Annotated in this window: 17 protein-coding genes; 15 read left to right on the forward strand and 2 right to left on the reverse strand. The window is 54.6% G+C overall.

The features are described from left to right. Nucleotides 1–22: 22 nt before the first annotated feature. From M0220_RS09935 to M0220_RS10000, 14 genes are all read left to right on the forward strand, one after another. Nucleotides 23–514 carry a GlcG/HbpS family heme-binding protein gene (locus M0220_RS09935; protein ID WP_264017523.1) on the forward strand — a complete coding sequence of 164 codons (492 nt, stop codon included), beginning with the start codon at nt 23–25 and terminating at the stop codon, nt 512–514. Between the two features lie 49 nt (nt 515–563). Next, the gene (gene uraH, locus M0220_RS09940; protein WP_264017524.1) at nt 564–974 is read left to right on the forward strand and encodes a hydroxyisourate hydrolase; all 411 of its coding nucleotides are present in this window, start codon (nt 564–566) and stop codon (nt 972–974) included. Between the two features lie 94 nt (nt 975–1,068). Beyond that, nucleotides 1,069–1,245: a hypothetical protein gene (locus M0220_RS09945; RefSeq protein ID WP_198023698.1), complete on the forward strand. Its 177-nt coding sequence runs from the start codon at nt 1,069–1,071 to the stop codon at nt 1,243–1,245. Nucleotides 1,246–1,598: 353 nt separating this feature from the next. Beyond that, nucleotides 1,599–2,537, forward strand: a complete 939-nt coding sequence (locus tag M0220_RS09950; RefSeq protein WP_264017525.1) for a sugar ABC transporter substrate-binding protein — start codon at nt 1,599–1,601, stop codon at nt 2,535–2,537. Between the two features lie 167 nt (nt 2,538–2,704). Next, nucleotides 2,705–3,715, forward strand: a complete 1,011-nt coding sequence (locus M0220_RS09955; RefSeq protein WP_264017526.1) for an ABC transporter permease — start codon at nt 2,705–2,707, stop codon at nt 3,713–3,715. 16 nt (nt 3,716–3,731) lie between these two features. Further along, nucleotides 3,732–4,691: an ABC transporter permease gene (locus tag M0220_RS09960; RefSeq protein WP_264017527.1), complete on the forward strand. Its 960-nt coding sequence runs from the start codon at nt 3,732–3,734 to the stop codon at nt 4,689–4,691. Next, the gene (locus M0220_RS09965; protein ID WP_030070798.1) at nt 4,688–6,232 is read left to right on the forward strand and encodes a sugar ABC transporter ATP-binding protein; all 1,545 of its coding nucleotides are present in this window, start codon (nt 4,688–4,690) and stop codon (nt 6,230–6,232) included. Before M0220_RS09960 ends, M0220_RS09965 begins: the two co-directional genes overlap by 4 nt. A 72-nt stretch (nt 6,233–6,304) precedes the next feature. After that, nucleotides 6,305–7,384: a maleylacetate reductase gene (locus tag M0220_RS09970; RefSeq protein ID WP_264017528.1), complete on the forward strand. Its 1,080-nt coding sequence runs from the start codon at nt 6,305–6,307 to the stop codon at nt 7,382–7,384. After that, entirely contained in the window at nt 7,381–8,754 is a 1,374-nt protein-coding gene (locus M0220_RS09975; protein WP_264017529.1) for an amidohydrolase family protein, read from the forward strand. The genes M0220_RS09970 and M0220_RS09975 overlap by 4 nt, the downstream gene beginning before the upstream one ends. Continuing rightward, on the forward strand, nt 8,754–9,674 hold the full coding sequence (locus M0220_RS09980) for an NAD(P)-dependent oxidoreductase (RefSeq protein ID WP_264017530.1): 921 nt from the start codon (nt 8,754–8,756) through the stop codon (nt 9,672–9,674). Before M0220_RS09975 ends, M0220_RS09980 begins: the two co-directional genes overlap by 1 nt. 1 nt (nt 9,675) lies before the next feature. Next, entirely contained in the window at nt 9,676–10,539 is an 864-nt protein-coding gene (locus M0220_RS09985) for an intradiol ring-cleavage dioxygenase (RefSeq protein ID WP_030070789.1), read from the forward strand. 59 nt (nt 10,540–10,598) lie between these two features. Further along, nucleotides 10,599–11,189 (forward strand): malonic semialdehyde reductase, encoded by a 591-nt coding sequence (locus M0220_RS09990; RefSeq protein WP_030070787.1) that lies wholly within the window; start codon nt 10,599–10,601, stop codon nt 11,187–11,189. A 145-nt stretch (nt 11,190–11,334) separates the two neighbouring features. Next, nucleotides 11,335–12,072, forward strand: a complete 738-nt coding sequence (locus M0220_RS09995) for a sulfite exporter TauE/SafE family protein (protein ID WP_030070786.1) — start codon at nt 11,335–11,337, stop codon at nt 12,070–12,072. A gap of 48 nt (nt 12,073–12,120) precedes the next feature. Next, a complete protein-coding gene (locus M0220_RS10000) occupies nt 12,121–13,914 on the forward strand; it encodes an ABC transporter substrate-binding protein (RefSeq protein ID WP_264017531.1) in 1,794 nt (597 codons plus the stop codon). Between the two features lie 450 nt (nt 13,915–14,364). Here the strand turns inward: M0220_RS10000 and M0220_RS10005 are convergent, their stop codons facing one another. Further along, a complete protein-coding gene (locus tag M0220_RS10005; protein WP_030070782.1) occupies nt 14,365–15,168 on the reverse strand; it encodes an SDR family NAD(P)-dependent oxidoreductase in 804 nt (267 codons plus the stop codon). Between the two features lie 373 nt (nt 15,169–15,541). Here M0220_RS10005 and M0220_RS10010 point away from each other — a divergent pair, with 373 nt between their 5' ends. Next, nucleotides 15,542–16,633 (forward strand): PDDEXK nuclease domain-containing protein, encoded by a 1,092-nt coding sequence (locus tag M0220_RS10010; protein ID WP_264017533.1) that lies wholly within the window; start codon nt 15,542–15,544, stop codon nt 16,631–16,633. Here M0220_RS10010 and M0220_RS10015 read toward each other — a convergent pair. Continuing rightward, nucleotides 16,608–17,402 (reverse strand): IclR family transcriptional regulator domain-containing protein, encoded by a 795-nt coding sequence (locus M0220_RS10015; RefSeq protein WP_264017534.1) that lies wholly within the window; start codon nt 17,400–17,402, stop codon nt 16,608–16,610. The two genes, M0220_RS10010 and M0220_RS10015, sit on opposite strands and share 26 nt — an antisense overlap. Nucleotides 17,403–17,427: the final 25 nt, after the last annotated feature.

Genomic DNA, 17,427 nt, shown 5'->3' on the forward strand with positions numbered 1-17,427 from the left:
ATCACTTGATAAGGAGACTTTCATGACATCACGACGTGCTCGCCTGCCCCTGCTTGGTGCTGTCTTGTTGGCCGGTAGCGTGCTTGCCGATACCGGGCCGCTACAGCAGCAGACGCTGTCGCTAGATCTGGCTAATCGCTTAGTGAATGCCACCTTGGAAGCGTGCCATGCCGATGGCCGTACAGCCGTGGTCGCTGCGGTAGACCGTGGTGGCAACCTGGTGGCTTTGCAACGCGATGACAACATCGGCCCCCACAACACGGTGGCCGCCCAACGCAAAGCATTTACGTCTTTGTCGACCGGCAGTACCAGCCGCGCGTTATCTGAGCATGCTCGCCAAGACCCTGAGTCGGCCAACCTAAACACGTTGGATGAATTGCTGCTATTGGGTGGCGGTGTGCCGCTCAGAGTCGAGGGTGAGCTGATTGGTGCCCTTGGCGTTGCCGGAGCAGGTGGTTCTGCCATTGACGAAGGCTGTGCCCTGACGGCTATCGACAGCGTAATACCCCAGTAAATCCCATAAAGATCGCTCTTTACCTATCACCCTAAAAGGATGTTTTTTTATGAAACTATTGTCTGCCCTGTTTGCCGGTATGGTTTTTAGCAGCGTTGCTGCCACTGCACTGGCGGCTGATAACCCGCTAAGCGTTCATGTCCTCAATATCCAGAACGGCCAGCCATCCCCCGGCGTTGATGTTGAACTTGAACGACATACCGATGGGGGCTGGGAGTCACTGGCAACAGCAACTACCGACGATGCAGGTCGTGTGTCAGCCCTTTATCCCACTGATGAGGCATTCTTGCCAGGTACTTACCGTGTGACGTTTGAAACCGGTGAATGGTTTGAAGCACACGACACCGCTACGTTCTTCCCCAATGTACCAGTGCCTTTCGAAGTAGAAGATGCTGACCAGCATTACCACATTCCACTGCTGCTTAGCCCTTACGGCTACTCAACGTACCGCGGTAACTAATTAAGCATCGATGAACCCCCTGGTTTATTCGTGAGCACATCTTTTTAGATGTTCCATTTATTTGTTGCTTAAGTAAAACGAGAGAGAATGAATCATGAAAGTACTTAACATCGTCGCTGCCATCGCTCTTGCACTGGTCTCTGGTGTTGCGTTAGCAGAGCGGGGTTCTGGTGAAGATAATCAGATCGCCTATCCTGAATCGACGTCTCAACAGCAAAGCGGTGCTGATGGGCATAACGCATTTGTTGATCTGTCAGCCAGAAATCGTTAAGCGTTAGCGTAGCTTGAATAACTGTCTGTGTTAGTTCATTAGCATAGCGGCCTCTTTTATAGTGGCCGCTATGCGGCCATTCAGTCACCGCCTTTTCTTTAGCTGTCTCCTCATTCCTTGCTCTCCTCGTCCCTCATCCCTCGCTATTCTCGGTTTTTTTGTCTTTCTGCGCGGCTTTGTTTTTTAGTTTATGTTTCTCTCTTTGCGTGTAAGCAACAAAAAATAACCATTTTGGCCATTTCTATATGGCGGTCGCGTTGTGCCGAAACAAAGCCCGGCAGTAAGCTCCAAACCCAGGCTTGTATGGCCTGCAGGCTAAAAACAATTACTAAAAAAACGTCAGGAGAAACGCAATGTTCAAGAAAACCGCTATTGCCGCATCTGTCATTATGATGTCGATCACGACGGCGCAAGCTGAAAGCACCTATCGCATTGGTATTACCCAAAACAACGTCGGTGTTGATAGTTACCAAACTACCTATGAGAGTGCCTTTGAAGCTGCTGCAGAGAGCGTTGGCAATGTAGATATTGTTGTGCTGGATGCTGGCGGCGATGTCGCGCGTCAGATTGGCCAGATGCAGGATCTTATTCAGCAGCGTGTCGACGCCATTATTATTTGGCCAACCAATGGGCAGGCTGTTATCCCTGCCATTCGCCAAGCGCATAACGCAGGTATTCCGGTGGTCGTCACCAACTCTAAAATTGCTGAAGCGGGACTTGAGTTCATCGCTGCCTTCTCTGGCCCAGACAATGTCCAGCAAGGTATTTCCTCTGCTGAGATGATGTGTGATGCCTTGGGTGGAGAAGGACAAATCGTACAGATTGCCGGCCAACCCGGTTATACCACGGCCATGGAGCGTGCGGCCGGTTTTGAAGAGCGCCTCGCTGAAGCGTGTCCAGGTGTTGAGTTAATGGAGACCCAGCCAGGCAACTGGAACCGCGAGCGCGCCCAGCGGGTGATGGAAGATTTCTTGACCAAGTATGATCGTATTGATGGTGTTTATTCCGGCGATGACAATATGGGCGTTGGCGCTTTAAATGCTGCTAAAGGCGCCGATCGTGCAGATGACATTATCTTCATTGGCGCCACCAACTTTGCGGTTGGCTACGACGCTATTGAGCGTGGCGAGTATTACGGTTCTATTTATCAGTCTCCTGTTGATGATGCGGAAGCAGCTTTGCAAACAGCCCTAGATGTACTGGCTGGAGAAGAAGTGCCGAAAATGAACTTCTTCGAAACACCAAAAATCACCGCTGAAAACCTCGAAGCGTTTGACCGTCCGGTTTTCTAAAGGCAGAGCGTACTGCTGCCTGGTGTTATAGGTGTGTATCGCCTACTAACACCGGCACGGCGTGACCCTAAAGGCAGGTTTCCTGCGTCGGGGGGTACGGTTAGCGTGGCGGGATAGCCCCCGTGCTAACCGGTGCTTTCCGAGGTGATTTTATACAGGTGAATAGCATGGCTTCCGCAGAGCAATCAAAACCTAGGCTGCTGCCGGGAAAACTTAGCAAGGCTGGTGTGCTGAGTTTTCTATCGGCTCAGGGAATACTTATTTTTTTCCTGCTCAGTATGTTCGTTTTTTCGTTCTTCTCTGAGCAGTTTCTCTCCCAGTCCAACATCATGACCGTGGTGCGTCAGGCATCCATCATTGGCATCATCGCAGTCGGTGTCAGCGTGGTGATTATCGGTGGCAACCTGGATCTTTCCGTAGGCTCGATGCTGTCGTTTTCTACCGTTCTAGTAGTCGATTTACACGACAAAATAGGCCCCACTAATGCCATTTTGTTGATGTTCGCGCTGACCCTGATGATTGGTGCTGTGAACGGGTTTTTGATTGGCTTTCTGCGTCTCAATTCACTGATTGTGACCTTGGCGATGCTATCGGCCATTCAAGGCTTTGTGCTGATCTACAGCGGCGGTCAAAACGTCGATATCGCCGATCAGGAAGGCACCTGGTTTGCCTTCTTTGGACGTGGCTATGTCGGTGGTATTGCGGTCCCTATTCTTATGTTTGGCCTGCTGGCTATCGTGATGCAGGTGGTGATGTCCTATACCGGATACGGCCGACGCATTTTTGCGGTGGGCGGTAACCCGATGGCCGCCGTTTACTCTGGTATTCGCAAGAACTGGTGCGTGTTTAGCACCTATCTGATTTCAGCTTTCTGTGTGGCCTGTGCCGCTCTAGTACTTGGCTCACGGGTAATGGGTTCGCAAAACAACGTAGGCCAGGGCTACGAGCTGCTGGTGCTGGCCGGCATCATCCTTGGTGGTACTAGCTTATTGGGCGGTGCGGGCAGTATTTGGAAAACCGTGATTGGCGTGTTGATCCTGGGCTTTATCCAGAATGGCCTGCTGTTGATGGGCTACCCCTATTACATCCAGTGGATTGTGACCTGGGTCATTATCATTCTGGCCGTATGGCTGGATCTCGCTAACAAGCGTAAGAGCTTGTTCACGACCCACTCATAACGCGGAGGAATGCAACATGACATCAATTAAAGGATTCTTCCGTGGCAGGACGAGTATCCAGCCTATCTGGGTGTTTGTTATCGCGCTCTTTATTTTCTTCAGCTTCATGTCGGAGTACTTCCTATCGTTTGGCAACATCACCAATATTCTGGTGCAGACCTCAACGATTGGCCTGATCGCCCTAGGCATGACCTTCGTGATGATCAACGGCAACATCGATTTGTCAGTGGGAGCGATACTAGGGCTAGCCGCTTCCCTAGCGGTGGGTTTGCAGGAAGTTAGCATGACGCTGGCAATTCTAGCGGCCTTGGGTTCAGGAATCTTGCTGGGTGCCCTGAATGGGTTTGTGGTGTGGAAAACCGGTGTTAACGCTTTCATCGTTACGCTCGGCGCCATGCTAGGCGTACGCGGTCTGATTTTCCTGTACACCGGTGAGCAGTCCTTCTTTGCTATGAACTTTGCGTTTGCAGACTTTGGAACCAGCACGATTGGGTCGGTACCGGTGTTGGCCATCATCTTTCTGGTTTGCGCATTGATCATGCATCTGGTGCTAACCCGTACCGGCCATGGCCGTAATACCTTTGCCGTTGGCGGCAACCCTGAAGCCTCCATCGATGCGGGCATCCGCCTGGGCCGCCATATGATGATCAACTTTATTATTGTGGGCTTCTTTGCTGCCCTGGCAGGTGTATTGCTAGCCAGTCAGATGGGAGCGGCGACGCCGAATTTGGGGCGTGACTATGAGCTTTGGGTGATTACCGCGGTTGTGCTGGGTGGCACCAAACTGACCGGTGGCTACGGCAGCATTGTAGGCACCCTGGGCGGCGTGTTGGCAATCGGCATTCTGCGTAATGGCATGAACCTGATGCAGGTGCCAGCCTTCTACGTGCTGGTGATCCTCGGTGCGATCCTCATTTCAGTACTTATTATTGATAAGAAACTCAATGCGCCCTCGACCAAGGAGGTGCGGATATGAATCCCTCCCCAACCCAATCACGCCAGCCGGTTGACGCCGCGCCGATACTTGAACTCAAAGGTATTACCAAGCGATTCCCTGGTGTTGTGGCACTCAACAATGTCGATTTCGATGTCCGTCCCGGCGAGGTACACGCCTTGCTTGGGGAGAATGGCGCGGGTAAATCAACCCTGATGAAGGTGCTGGCCGGTAAGCATCAAGCCAATGAGGGCAAGATTATTCTGGGCGGCCAAGAGATGGCCTTTGAAAACCCCAAACATGCCAAGCGTGCAGGCGTAGTGCTGATCCACCAGGAGCAGTCGCTAGTACCGGAGATGACGGTCGCCGAAAACATTTTTCTGGGTAGCTTGCCAAGAAAACCGTTCAACCGCGTTGACTGGCGCAAGCTGCGCGAGGATACCAATAAGATTCTTGAGACGCTCAAGTGCGGTTTTCAGCACGATGATCTGGTGGGTTCGCTGTCGATTGCCAAGAAACAGATGGTGGAAATTGGTCGGGCACTGGCCTTCACCCCCCGAGTCGTGGTGTTTGATGAACCGACAGCGTCGCTCACCGACCACGAAAAGCCGGTGCTTTACGATGTGATCAATTCGCTGTGTGAGCAGGGCGTGGGGATTGTGTATATCTCCCACCGTATGGACGAGATCTTTCACCTTTCTCACCGCATTTCGGTGCTGCGAGACGGCGAATACACCGGCACCGTCAATACCGTAGATACCAACGAAGACGAGATCACCCGGATGATGATCGGCCGCAGTCTGGAGCTTGATCATGCCAGCAAGCCAACGGAGTTCGGCGACAACCTGCTGGAAGTGCGCAACCTCTCGGTGAAGCGGGTGTTCGAGAACGTCAGCTTTAACGTGCGCAAGGGCGAGATTGTTGGCATGTATGGCCTAGTAGGGGCAGGGCGCTCTGAAGTAGCAGAAACCATCTTTGGATTGCGCACGCCTTCCGCTGGGGAAGTGGTATTGGATGGTGACGTTGTCAACTTTCGCAGCGCCCACGATGCGGTTGCCAGTGGCGTTGCGTTAGTCCCTGAAGACCGCAAAGACCAAGGGCTGATTCTGGGCATGAACTGCCGAGACAACATGACCCTGGCAAGTCTTTCTAGCGTGTCGTCACTGGGCTTTATGACGAGTTCGAAAGAGCGTGAAGTCTATGACAAATATCATCAGGCAATGAAGATCAAGACGCCTAGCTGGCGACAGAAGGTGGGCAACCTCAGCGGTGGTAACCAGCAGAAGATTGTTATCGGCAAATGGCTGCATACCCATCCGAAGCTATTGATTCTTGATGAGCCCACCCGAGGCATTGATGTAGGTTCCAAGTCGGAAATTCACACCCTGGTGAAAGACTTGGCCAAGTCCGGCTATGCGGTGCTGGTGATCTCTTCCGAGATGCCGGAAGTGCTGGGGTTGAGTAACCGCATTATCGCTATGTACGACGGCCGTGTGACCGCTGAATTTGATGGCGATAACGTCAGTGAGGACGAACTGGTTCAGGCGATTACCGGCATGGGCAAGCAGGCACAGGCGAGCTAGCTCGCTGTGTTGCGACTGATGTGCACTGCAAAGAGCACATACAGACCACTTCAAACGTATAAGGAATGTTCCATGCAACCCTTTGTTTATAATGGCTTACCATCCCGCGTGGTGTTTGGCCGAGGAACCCTGTCACGTCTAAGTGAAGAGCTTGCTCATCTCGGCTGTTCACGTGCCTTGGTACTGGCCACGCCCCAGCAGCAGCAACAGGCCCAGGATGTCTTGCAGCAGTTGGGTGATAAAGGCGTCGGTGTCTATGCCAACGCCGCCATGCACACACCTGTGGAGATCACGGATGATGCTATGCAGGTCGTCAAGGAACTGGACGTGGATTGCACCATCGCCATTGGCGGTGGCTCTACCATTGGCCTGGGCAAGGCGATTGCGCTGCGCACGGGGTTAGCCCAGATCGCTATTCCTACCACCTATGCCGGGTCGGAAATGACGCCGATCCTGGGTGAAACCCGTGACGGTGAGAAAACTACCCAGCGCACTCTGGACGTGCTGCCGGAAACGGTGATTTACGACGTTGACCTGACCCTGACGCTGCCAGCTGGCATGTCGGGCACCAGTGGTATTAACGCCATCGCCCATGCGGTGGAAGCGCTTTATGCCCGCGATGGCAACCCAGTGATTGCACTGATGGCCGAAGAAGGCATTGCTGCTCTGGCGCGAAGCCTGCCGGTTATCGCCAATGATCTGTCCAACGTCGACGCACGTGCCGATGCACTTTACGGCGCTTGGCTGTGTGGCGCTTGCCTGGGCTCGGTGGGCATGTCGCTGCACCACAAGCTGTGCCATACCCTGGGCGGCTCTTTCAATCTTCCCCATGCAGAAACGCACACCATCGTGTTGCCGTATGCGGTGGCCTACAATGCCCCGGCCGCGCCGCAGGCGATGATGCGTATCCAACGCGCCTTGGGGTGCGACGATGCGGCCACTGGTCTGTATGACCTGGGGCGTGCGGTTGGCGCTCCCAGCGCACTATCGGAACTAGGCTTCGGCATCAATGATGTGGACAAAGCCACGGCGATGGCCACCCGCAACCCTTACTGGAACCCGAGAGACATCACCGTTGACGGGATTGCGCGCCTGCTGAGCAATGCCCAGGCAGGCTTGCGGCCACAGTCTGAACGCGGGGAGGCGCTATGAAAACTCTGTTTATTAACGCTACCGTGATCACCATGGACCCAGCGCTGGGTGAGTTAAGCAACGGCCAGGTGCTGGTTGAGGATGAGCGGATTGTGGCCGTGGGCCATGACCTGGTGGCAGGTGCGGATGCCGAGGTGATTGACTGTGGCGGCGGTATCCTGATTCCTGGCCTGGTGAATGCGCATATGCATACCTGGCAGACCGGCCTGCGCGGCGTGGCTGCCAACTGGACGCTGCTGGAGTATTTCCGCCATGTACACCGTGGCCTAGCAGCGCTGTTCACGCCGGATGATATTTATATTGCCACCCGCATGGGCGCGATCAATCAGCTGAACTGTGGCACGACCACACTGGGTGACTGGTGCCACAATAACCCGACGCCAGAACACACCGATGCCGCTGTACGCGGGTTGAAGGAGTCGGGGATTCGCGCCCTGTTTATGCACGGCTCGCCCAAGCCTGACCCCAAGCCCGGTCAGCCGCACTTTAGTGAAATTCCCCATCCGCGCCATGAAATTGAGCGCTTGCTGGCAGGGGAGCTGTCTGACCCTGCTGGCCTGGTCACTCTAGGGATGGCGATTCTGGGGCCGCATTACTCCACCCTGGAGGTCACCCTGCAGGACTTTGCCCTGGCCAAAGAATTCGGTCTGGTCGCGTCCATGCACCAGGGCGGTGGCGAAGCCGTGGCCCCCGGCGCCTGGGACGAAGTAGAAGCCCGTGGCCTGCTAGGCCCGGATATCAATATTGTCCATGGCCAGAGCCTGGATGATGGTCAGATGTCCCGGTTCTGTGCCAGCGGCGTGACCTTTTCAGTGGCCCCGGAAAACGAGATGACCCAGGGCCACGGCTTTCCGGTCACTGGCCTGGTACGCCAGCACGGCGGCGTAGTTTCACTGGGAGTGGATCTTGAATCGGTGCTTTCTGGCGATATGTTCAGCGTGGCCCGTGCGGCCCTGGGCATGCAGCGTTCCCTGGATAACGATGCCTCTCGCCGGGAGCAGGGCAAGATCCCCGATACCTCGACCATTACCACCCGGGAAGCGCTGGGCTGGATCACGCTGGATGGCGCGAAAGCCCTGGGGCTTGATGACCGCATTGGCAGCCTGACCCCAGGCAAGCAGGCGGATCTGGTACTGCTGGACAGCAATCAACTCAATATGCAGCCGGTCAACGAGCCGATTTCCAGCGTTGTCATGCAGACAAGCTTAGCCAACGTCGACAGCGTCATGGTGGCCGGGCAGTTCAAGAAACGTGGCGGTCGCCTGTTGATGAACACTCAACAGGGCATTGCCGAGCTTGCCGCGTCAGGCCATCGCATTCACGCCGAACTGCTGGCGCGTGAAGCGCAATCCACACAGGAGGCACACTAATGTCCCATTCATCCTCCAAGGTCGCCTGGGTTGGCCTGGGCAAGTTGGGCTTGCCGATGGCCAACCGGATTATTCAGGCCGGGACTGCCGTTCAAGGCTTTGATCTTTCAGCACAGCGTCTGGCGCTCGCCGAAGACATAGGCATTACCCCGCATCAGTCGCTTGCCAGCGCCGTGGCGGAGTGTGGCCTGGTATTTGTCTCGATTCCCGATGACCGGGCACTGCTCAGCCTGTGTCTTGAACCGGGTGAGCTTATTCGTCACATGACGCCTGGCAGCATCCTGATCGAAACCAGCACGGTGAGTGTGGAAGCCTCAGCACGGGTAGCTGAAGCAGCCAAAGCCCAAGGCATTGCCTATCTGCGCAGCCCGGTGTCAGGCAACCCGGTGGCAGCAGAGGCTGGCACGCTGTCGGCGATGGTGTCTGGCCCACGCGATGCATTGGAAGCGGCGAAACCCGTGTTTGACGCCTTTACCAAGGCGCAGTATTGGCTAGGCGATGAAGAGCAGGCTCGGGTCGCCAAGCTGGCCATCAACCTGATGATTGCGGTGAGTGCCGGCATGCTGAGCGAAGCCCTGACCCTGGCGCGTAAAGGCAACATTGAATGGGACGCCATGTTGGAGCTGATTTCTGACAGCGCGGTGGGCTCACCCATGGTGAAGTACAAGGTGCCGCCGCTTTCACAGCGCGATTTCACCTCGACGTTTTCCGCCGCCCAGATGGCCAAGGATCTTGACCTGATCCTGAACTGTGCCCATGGCTCAGGGGTGTCGACGCCGCTGGCAGCGCAAATGCGTGAAGCCTATACCGCGCTGATCGCCACCGGACATGGCGATGATGACTATATCGCTACCGTACATCACACCGAACGCCTTTCCGGGCTGGGTGAGCCAACGCCTGCACAGCAGGGAGGGCAATAAGATGCGTAACCTGACCACCGACAATATTACCCAGGCAGTGATTGATGAATTTTCAAGCTGTGAGGACGAACGGCTTAAAACCTTGCTCAATGGCTTGGTAAAACATCTGCATGCGTATTTGCGCGAGGTGCAGCCCACTGAACAAGAGTGGACCCAGGCGATTGAGTTTCTCACCCGTACCGGGCAGATATGCGATGACGAGCGCCAGGAGTTCATCTTGCTGTCCGACACCCTGGGCGTGACCATGCTGGTGGATGCCATCAACCACCCAAGCAGTGACCCCAAGATCACCGAAAGCACTGTGCTAGGGCCTTTTTACGTCGCTGACCCTCCCCAAGCGAACCAGGGCGACGCCATCAACTGGGGCGTTGAAGGTGAGCCGTTATTTGTTGAGGGCCATGTCCACGATGATCAGGGCAAGCCATTGGCGAATGTCACCATTGATGTCTGGCAGTCGGACAGTGAAGGCTTTTATGACGTCCAGAAGCCTGAGCTTGAAAGCGCCTCGTTACGCGCGCGCTTTCACACCGACGACCAGGGGCGTTATGCCTTCTGGACGGTGACGCCATCGCCTTACCCGATTCCGACCGATGGGCCGGTAGGCAAGATGCTCGAAATCACCGGACGCCATCCGTATCGCCCTGCCCACGTGCATTTCATGCTGATGGCGCCAGGGTACGAAACTCTGGTGACTCAGATTTTTGCTGAAGACGATCCTTATCTCGATTCGGATGCGGTCTTTGGTGTGAAAGATTCACTGGTCAAAGAGTTTGCGCAGCAGCCAGCGGGACAGGCACCCGATGGCCGGCAGATGGAAACCCCTTACCGCTACTTCCATTACGACTTCGGCTTAAAGACGGCCTGAGCGTCTCACCCTGAACGCCCGGCTCGTACTGAGCTGGTTAAACCGAAAGAGGAAATGACATGACAACGATTGATCAAAAAGCTATCGCCACGCTATTTACTGAAGCACGTACCCATAACGTTTGGCAGGACCGTGAGGTAAGTGAAGACACCCTGCGCGAACTGTATAACTTGATGCACTTTGGCCCTACGTCGATGAACTGTCAGCCATCGCGGATTATTTTCCTGACTACTGACGAAGCTAAAGAACGCTTGAAGCCAGCGCTGCTGCCAGGTAACCAGGAGAAGACCATGAAAGCCCCAGTGGTGGCTGTGATTGGTTTTGATACCGAGTTTTATGAGCATTTGCCGCGCATGTTTGCCCACAACAAAGATGCTAAATCACTGTTCGAAGGCAAACCGGACTTCATTCACTCCACCGCCTTCCGCAACAGCTCGATTCAGGGTGGCTATCTGATCATGGCTGCTCGCGCACTCGGTCTGGATGCTGGCCCGATGTCCGGTTTCAACAACGCTGCCGTCGATGAAGAGTTCTTCCCTGATGGCAAGGTGAAAAGCAACTTCCTGTGCAACCTGGGCTATGGCGATCCAGAAGCGCTGTTCCCGCGTGGCGACCGCTTCGCCTTTGAGGAAGTTTGCCAGATTCTGTGAGCCTATCGGGATTCATTCCGATTAACGTGTGACAGAATCAAGTATCCGAAAAGGGGCCGTGACGATCATGGCCTCTTTTTTTATCCGCAGACTTTTTATCTACAGGCTTTTTTCTACAGACTGCGGCGCATAAAAGAGGCGTGTCATGACAATTGATTGGTTATTTGTTCTGCTGATGGTCGTCGCTGTGCTGCTGACCGGTATTTCCAAATCAGGTTTTGCCGGTGGCGTGGGCGTTGTGGCCGTGCCGTTGATCTCGCTCAAGGCAAGCCCAACATTTGCCGTGGCGGTGATGCTGCCGCTGCTAATTGTGATGGATATCTTTAGCCTAAAAGCGTGGTGGCGGCAGCGGGTTGATCGTTTATTGTGGCTGATGTTTCCACCTGCGATATTAGGTGTTGGAGTAGGTTATTTCACCTATGGCTGGTTTGATGAAGCACTGCTGAAACTACTGTTGGGTATTTTCTCGGTACTGTTTGGCTTGTGGGGGCTGTTTAAACCGTTACGTGGCAAGTTGATGCCTCGCTGGGTGGGGCGGCTGTGCGGCGGGATAGCAGGCTTTACCAGCTTTATTGCCCATGCGGGCGGCCCGCCGCTGAATTTTTACCTGTTGCAGTGCCAGCTGACTAAGCAGCAGTTTCTGGGCACTGCCGTGGTGTTTCTAGCGATTACCAACCTGGTCAAGCTGGTGCCTTACACACTGCTGGGCCTAGTGAATATTGATAATCTGACCATCGCTTTGTTGTTGATGCCGGTGGCGTGGTTAGGCGTGCGGTTGGGGCTGGTGATTCAGAAGCGCATTGATGGCGAGCTGTTTTTCCGGGTCATTCTTTGCCTGCTGATTCTGTTAGGGATTCGACTTATCATGGATGGCATACATTAAATAATGCAAAACAGGCCTTTGTCGGCACAATAATTAAGTGAGGCCGTGATGAGAAATACGCCGATGGCTGGTCAAGCCGGGTTAGATGACGTCAATCCTGAAGGGCCTTACGACAAACTATCGCAAATGCCGGTATCGAAAATATCCAATACTGAGCTGGCCCGCTTTATTGATTTTATTGAAAAGCTGGAAGATGAAACCGAAAGCACCTTGACCATGTCGCCGGGCTATCGCGAAATGCGCATGCTGCTACATCTGATGCGTAATCACCTGGCAGGCAGGCTGACGACGCCCACCTCGCTGGCGGATGCTTCTGGGCTTTCGTATGGAACGGCCAAACGAGGCATCGAAAGTATTCGTCAGCGTGGGCTGATTATCTCACGGCCCAGAACCAAAACCGGCAAAACCGTTTCTCTGCACCCATCGCCTGAAATGATTGAAGAGTGGGAGCGCTATGCCGAGCGTATCAAGGGAATCCTCGGGCCGCTGTTCGGGATAGACCCTGCCTCTGAGTCAGCCAGCAAGATATTTTTAGGGGCGTCAGCGTCGCAGCCGGTGATATCAACGCCAGCGGTACTTTCTGCGCGACTTGAATTGAAGGGCGGTCTGCGGGTGCTAGCCCATGCCGACCCCACCTTCATGGCGATGCACAACCTGAAGCGCCAGCTGGAATCGATCTTTGGCCTAGAAATTCGCAACAAGGCGCGTTCGATCGATAACCTGCTGGAAGATATCCACGATAATGCGCGCCTGACAAAATCACGCTATGACATTGTCGCCTGCGATTTACCTTGGTTTGGTGATCTGGCGGCCAGCGGTATCCTGATGCCACTGGATTCCTTGATTCAGCGCGATGGCCATGACTTGTCTGACTTCCACCCTATGGCGATCCAGAGCTCAGGCTATGCGGGCAGCCAGTATGGGATACCGGTGCAGACTACGCCTGAACTGCTCTGCTACCGCCAGGATATTTTCGCTGCCGCCCAGTTAGCGCCACCCACCACCACGGAAGCGCTGGTCAAGGTGGCCAGGCAACTGCACGACCCTGCCAAGGGGCGCTATGGCATTGCCTGGAATGCGGCCAGAGGTACACCGCTGGGGCATACCTTCAGCTTTCTGATGGCCAAGTTCGGCCAGCCGATTATTGATCTGCCGAGATGCCTGGATGGCTATGATTTTCAGCACGCCAAAGGTCAGCAGCTGCGGCCCATGTTTCAGTCGGATGCTGCTTACCGCGCCTGTGAATACATGCTGGATCTGTTGAAATACTCCCCACCGAATATCCTGACTATGTCCTGGTATGAGCGTGCGCAGTCCTACGCCTCGGGGGGAGCCAGCATGGCCTACTGTTACACCTTACTGGCACCGCTGATCGAGTTTGATAAAACGTCACCGGCTCATGGTAATACCGGCTATCTGTCGCATCCGGTGGGCAATCATGGGCGTGCCATCACGCCAATTGGCGGCTATGCGCTGGCGATTCCTGCCAACCTGGCGCCGGAGCGTGTTGAAGCGGTCTGGACGGCGCTAAAGCATCTGACATCGCCTAATATGTCCAAGCTTTACATCATGAACGGTAGCCTGGTGACACCGCGTTTCAGCGTCAGCCAGGACCCGGAAGTCTCGGCACTCTCACCGCTGATTGAGATTGTCGATGACATGGCAAAGAAGGATATTTTACAGGCCTGGCCGCGCCCACCCGTGCCGGGTATTACCGAGCTGATCAGCATTGCGGGTAATGAGATCTTCGAGGTGCTGGATGGCCGCCGCTCAATCAAGAAGGCGCTTTCCATTGCTCAGGAACGCGCCGATAAGGTGATGCGCGAAAAGGGGCATTACTAAGGCCGGCCACGGACACTCACGGATGACACGGACAAAAACCAACATGGATTCCCGCTAAGGGCATGCGGGAATGACGGTTTGGCGGGGCCGCCCCGTCATTCCCGAGTGAGCCACCACTGCGTCATTCCCGAATCAACCACCATCCCTCGTCATTCCCGAATGAACCACTCCTCGTCATTCCCGAGTGGGGTTATCGGGAATCCACCTTGATCTTTCCCGCTGAAGTCTCAGTACTAGGTCAACATGGATTCCCGCTAAAAGCATGCGGGAATGACGGTTTGGCGGACCATTCCCGAATCAACCACTCCTCGTCATTCCCGAGCGTGGTTATCGGGAATCCACCTTGACCTTTTCCGCTGAAGTCTGAGTACTAGGTCAACATGGATTCCCGCTAAGGGCATGCGGGAATGACGGTTCTGCGGAGCCATCCCCGTCATTCCCGAATGATAGTTACTGCATGATCATGCCGCCATCAATCATCAGTAGCTGGCCGGTCATGTAATCAGATTCGGCGCTGGCCAGGAAGGAGGCGGTGCCGACCACATCTTCCGGGTAGGAGTAGCGCTTCATTAGAATCATTTTCTCAGCAAGCTCGTCCATCGACTGACCCTGCTTTTCAAACTTACCGATGCTGACCAAGTCTTTATCAAGCTGTTCCCACAGTTCGGTGCGCACCACACCAGGGCCATAGCCGTTAACGGTAATATTGTGGTCGACCAGCGCCTTGGCGCCGCCGTTGATCATGGCCAGTACCGCATGTTTGCTGCAGGAGTAGGGCACCACGTCGTCAAAGGCCTGACGAGATAGAATCGAGCCTACGTTAATGATTTTATAAGGGCCGTTTTCCTTACCCTGATCAATCATCTGCTTGGCCGCTTCCTGCATGCCGAGCAGGCATCCCAGCGCATTGACATCCATGATCTGGTGCCAGTTTTCTTCCGTAATATCCAGGAACATTAATGGCTTGTTGATACCCGCATTATTGACCATCACGTTCAGGCTACCAAAGGCGTCAACGGTTGCTTTAACTGCGGCTTGAACATCGGCCCGATCAGTAACGTTAAGTTTGACTGCAATGGCTTCACCGCCGTTAGCCTTGATACGTGCAGCCACTTCCTCGCACCCTTCAAGATTGATATCCGCCACACATACCTTTGCACCTTGGGCAGCATAGTGTTCGGCAACGGCAGCGCCCATGCCGCGAGCTGCGCCAGTAATCAGGCAGTGTTTACCTTTGAGTCGAGTGTTGTCCATGAGGTCACCTTAGAAATCTTATTGTGTTGTGGGTATCTCCACGCCACCACGCTAAATAGTCGGTGTTTGTTGGGCGTAGTGAGTCTGCGTTAACAAGGGCACCCGTCGTTTACTCGGCAGTGCAAATGACAGATTTTGTTTCCTTGTGTGGGCATATTCTCGGCAGGTCTCATGGGCAATGACAGGTTGCCCCAGCGCTAATATGACCAGATTGGATTTTTTTCATTGCTGGCTTGGACAGGCAACCACTGGGTGATAGGTAAGAACTACCCACTAAGCCAGGGCTCGGTTAGGCTTACGTTGCAGAAGGAGATTGAAAGCGAGATTGCAAAACTGAATGAGCAGGTGGGTGGCTACATAAAGGAGCTTGGTTATGGTGCCTGAAAAAGACAAGGAATCGCAGGCGGATCTCAGCCCCCGGCTGGTGTCTGAGATCCGCGAGCTGGTTGCCACTGCCCGCCAGCAGGTGGTGCAGGCGGTCAACAGCACCATGGTGCAGACCTACTGGCAGATAGGCCGCCTGATTGTGGAAGACGAGCAGCAAGGCGACTCCCGCGCTGCCTATGGCAAACAGCAGCTTCAGCGACTCTCCGGCGAACTGACCCGTGAGTTTGGCAAGGGCTTTGATGTTCGAAACCTGCGCAATATGCGTGCGTTTTATCTGGCGTTTCCAAATCGGAACGCACTGCGTACCGATTTGAGCTGGACGCATTATCGTATTCTGCTGCGGATTGATAACCTTCAGGCCAGAGAGTGGTACATGGCAGAAGCGGCAAGCCAGCATTGGAGCAGTCGAGCATTGGAGCGCCAGATCAGTACGCTGTATTACGAGCGGCTGCTGAGCAGTCAGGACCGTACAGCGGTAGAGCAGGAGGCCGAAGCTCGTACGCGCCCGTTAGCCCAACAGGACGCCCGACACTACCTGCGTGATCCTTATATTCTGGACTTTCTCGACCTGCCTGCCGAGCGCTATCTGGAAGCGGATCTTGAACGCGGTCTGATTGATAACCTGCAAGCTTTTTTGCTCGAACTAGGCAAAGGCTTTGCCTTTGTCGCCCGCCAGCAGCGCCTCACCACTGAAGACCAGGACTTTTATATCGACCTGGTGTTCTATAACTTCAAACTCAAATGCTTTCTTCTGGTGGATCTCAAGCTAGGCAAGCTTACCCATCAGGATGTGGGGCAGATGGATAGCTATATCCGCATCTACGATCAGCATTACAAAGAGCAAGACGACAATCCCACCATTGGTCTTATCTTGTGCAGCCAGAAAAGCGAAGCGGTGGTGAAATACTCGGTACTAACCGACAGCGCACAGATGTTTGCCGCTAAATACCATCCTTATCTACCGACGGAAGAAGAACTGCGCCGTGAACTGGAGCGTGAGCGGGATCTGGTACAGCAGCAGATTGCACAGGCGAAGGCCTCTGGAATGGAGCTCACACACTCACCGACTGGCGGATGAGCTGTGCTTTTTCCATCAATAGCGGTCGATACGTTTCCAGCAGTGTCGACAACTCCACACGGGCTGCATTGGTACTGATGTTAATCGCGCCAATCAGCTTTTCGTGGGTATCAAATACCGGTACTGCTATTGAGCGCAGGCCGGAATCCAGTTCCTGATCGGTGATCGCGTAGCCCTGTTCTCGTGCTTGTTGTATCGCTGCTTTCAGTGCTGCGGGATCGGTAATGGTTTTGTCGGTATGGCGCGTTAAGGTGAGCTGGCTCAGGTAGTTATCCAACTCGCTATCCGGCAACTGGGCAAGTAGCACTCTGCCCATGGAGGTATAAGCCGCCGGTAGGCGAGTGCCTACTGAAAGGGTGATTGCCATTAAACGGTGTGGGGCGGCTGAGCGGGCCAAGTAGATAACGTCGTCACCGTCGAGTACCCCCAGCGATGAGGATTCGCCGCACTGGCGGGTAATCTCCTCCAGATACTGCTGTATGACCCCCCGGTAATTATTAGACGCTAAATACGAGTACCCCAGCTGCAGCACCTTAGGGGTTAGCTCGAAGTAGCGCTGCTGCTTACGCACATAGCCAAGGGCGTGGAGCGTCAGTAAAAACCGCCGAGCTTTCGCTCGATTCATCCCTGTGCGCTCGGCGACTTCGCTGAGCGTCATTCGCGTGTGCGTCTCATCAAACGCCATCACGACCTCCAGCCCGCTGGCCAGCGCCGCAACAAAATCACGATCCGTTGGTTTTAAAACATCTTCTGGTAAGGCATTGCTCATCGGGGTCTCTGCTGCGTCGATGGGG

This window comes from Halomonas qinghailakensis (genome assembly GCF_025820815.1).
Taxonomy (GTDB): Bacteria; Pseudomonadota; Gammaproteobacteria; order Pseudomonadales; family Halomonadaceae; genus Vreelandella; species Vreelandella qaidamensis.

Excerpts from the sequence above, each read along its gene's own strand:
- M0220_RS09935 (WP_264017523.1), top strand. The coding sequence starts at position 23 with ATGACATCACGACGTGCTCGCCTGCCCCTGCTTGGTGCTGTCTTGTTG.
- uraH (WP_264017524.1), top strand. The coding sequence starts at position 564 with ATGAAACTATTGTCTGCCCTGTTTGCCGGTATGGTTTTTAGCAGCGTT.
- M0220_RS09945 (WP_198023698.1), top strand. The coding sequence starts at position 1,069 with ATGAAAGTACTTAACATCGTCGCTGCCATCGCTCTTGCACTGGTCTCT.
- M0220_RS09950 (WP_264017525.1), top strand. The coding sequence starts at position 1,599 with ATGTTCAAGAAAACCGCTATTGCCGCATCTGTCATTATGATGTCGATC.
- M0220_RS09955 (WP_264017526.1), top strand. The coding sequence starts at position 2,705 with ATGGCTTCCGCAGAGCAATCAAAACCTAGGCTGCTGCCGGGAAAACTT.
- M0220_RS09960 (WP_264017527.1), top strand. The coding sequence starts at position 3,732 with ATGACATCAATTAAAGGATTCTTCCGTGGCAGGACGAGTATCCAGCCT.
- M0220_RS09965 (WP_030070798.1), top strand. The coding sequence starts at position 4,688 with ATGAATCCCTCCCCAACCCAATCACGCCAGCCGGTTGACGCCGCGCCG.
- M0220_RS09970 (WP_264017528.1), top strand. The coding sequence starts at position 6,305 with ATGCAACCCTTTGTTTATAATGGCTTACCATCCCGCGTGGTGTTTGGC.
- M0220_RS09975 (WP_264017529.1), top strand. The coding sequence starts at position 7,381 with ATGAAAACTCTGTTTATTAACGCTACCGTGATCACCATGGACCCAGCG.
- M0220_RS09980 (WP_264017530.1), top strand. The coding sequence starts at position 8,754 with ATGTCCCATTCATCCTCCAAGGTCGCCTGGGTTGGCCTGGGCAAGTTG.
- M0220_RS09985 (WP_030070789.1), top strand. The coding sequence starts at position 9,676 with ATGCGTAACCTGACCACCGACAATATTACCCAGGCAGTGATTGATGAA.
- M0220_RS09990 (WP_030070787.1), top strand. The coding sequence starts at position 10,599 with ATGACAACGATTGATCAAAAAGCTATCGCCACGCTATTTACTGAAGCA.
- M0220_RS09995 (WP_030070786.1), top strand. The coding sequence starts at position 11,335 with ATGACAATTGATTGGTTATTTGTTCTGCTGATGGTCGTCGCTGTGCTG.
- M0220_RS10000 (WP_264017531.1), top strand. The coding sequence starts at position 12,121 with ATGAGAAATACGCCGATGGCTGGTCAAGCCGGGTTAGATGACGTCAAT.
- M0220_RS10005 (WP_030070782.1), bottom strand. The coding sequence starts at position 15,168 with ATGGACAACACTCGACTCAAAGGTAAACACTGCCTGATTACTGGCGCA.
- M0220_RS10010 (WP_264017533.1), top strand. The coding sequence starts at position 15,542 with ATGGTGCCTGAAAAAGACAAGGAATCGCAGGCGGATCTCAGCCCCCGG.
- M0220_RS10015 (WP_264017534.1), bottom strand. The coding sequence starts at position 17,402 with ATGAGCAATGCCTTACCAGAAGATGTTTTAAAACCAACGGATCGTGAT.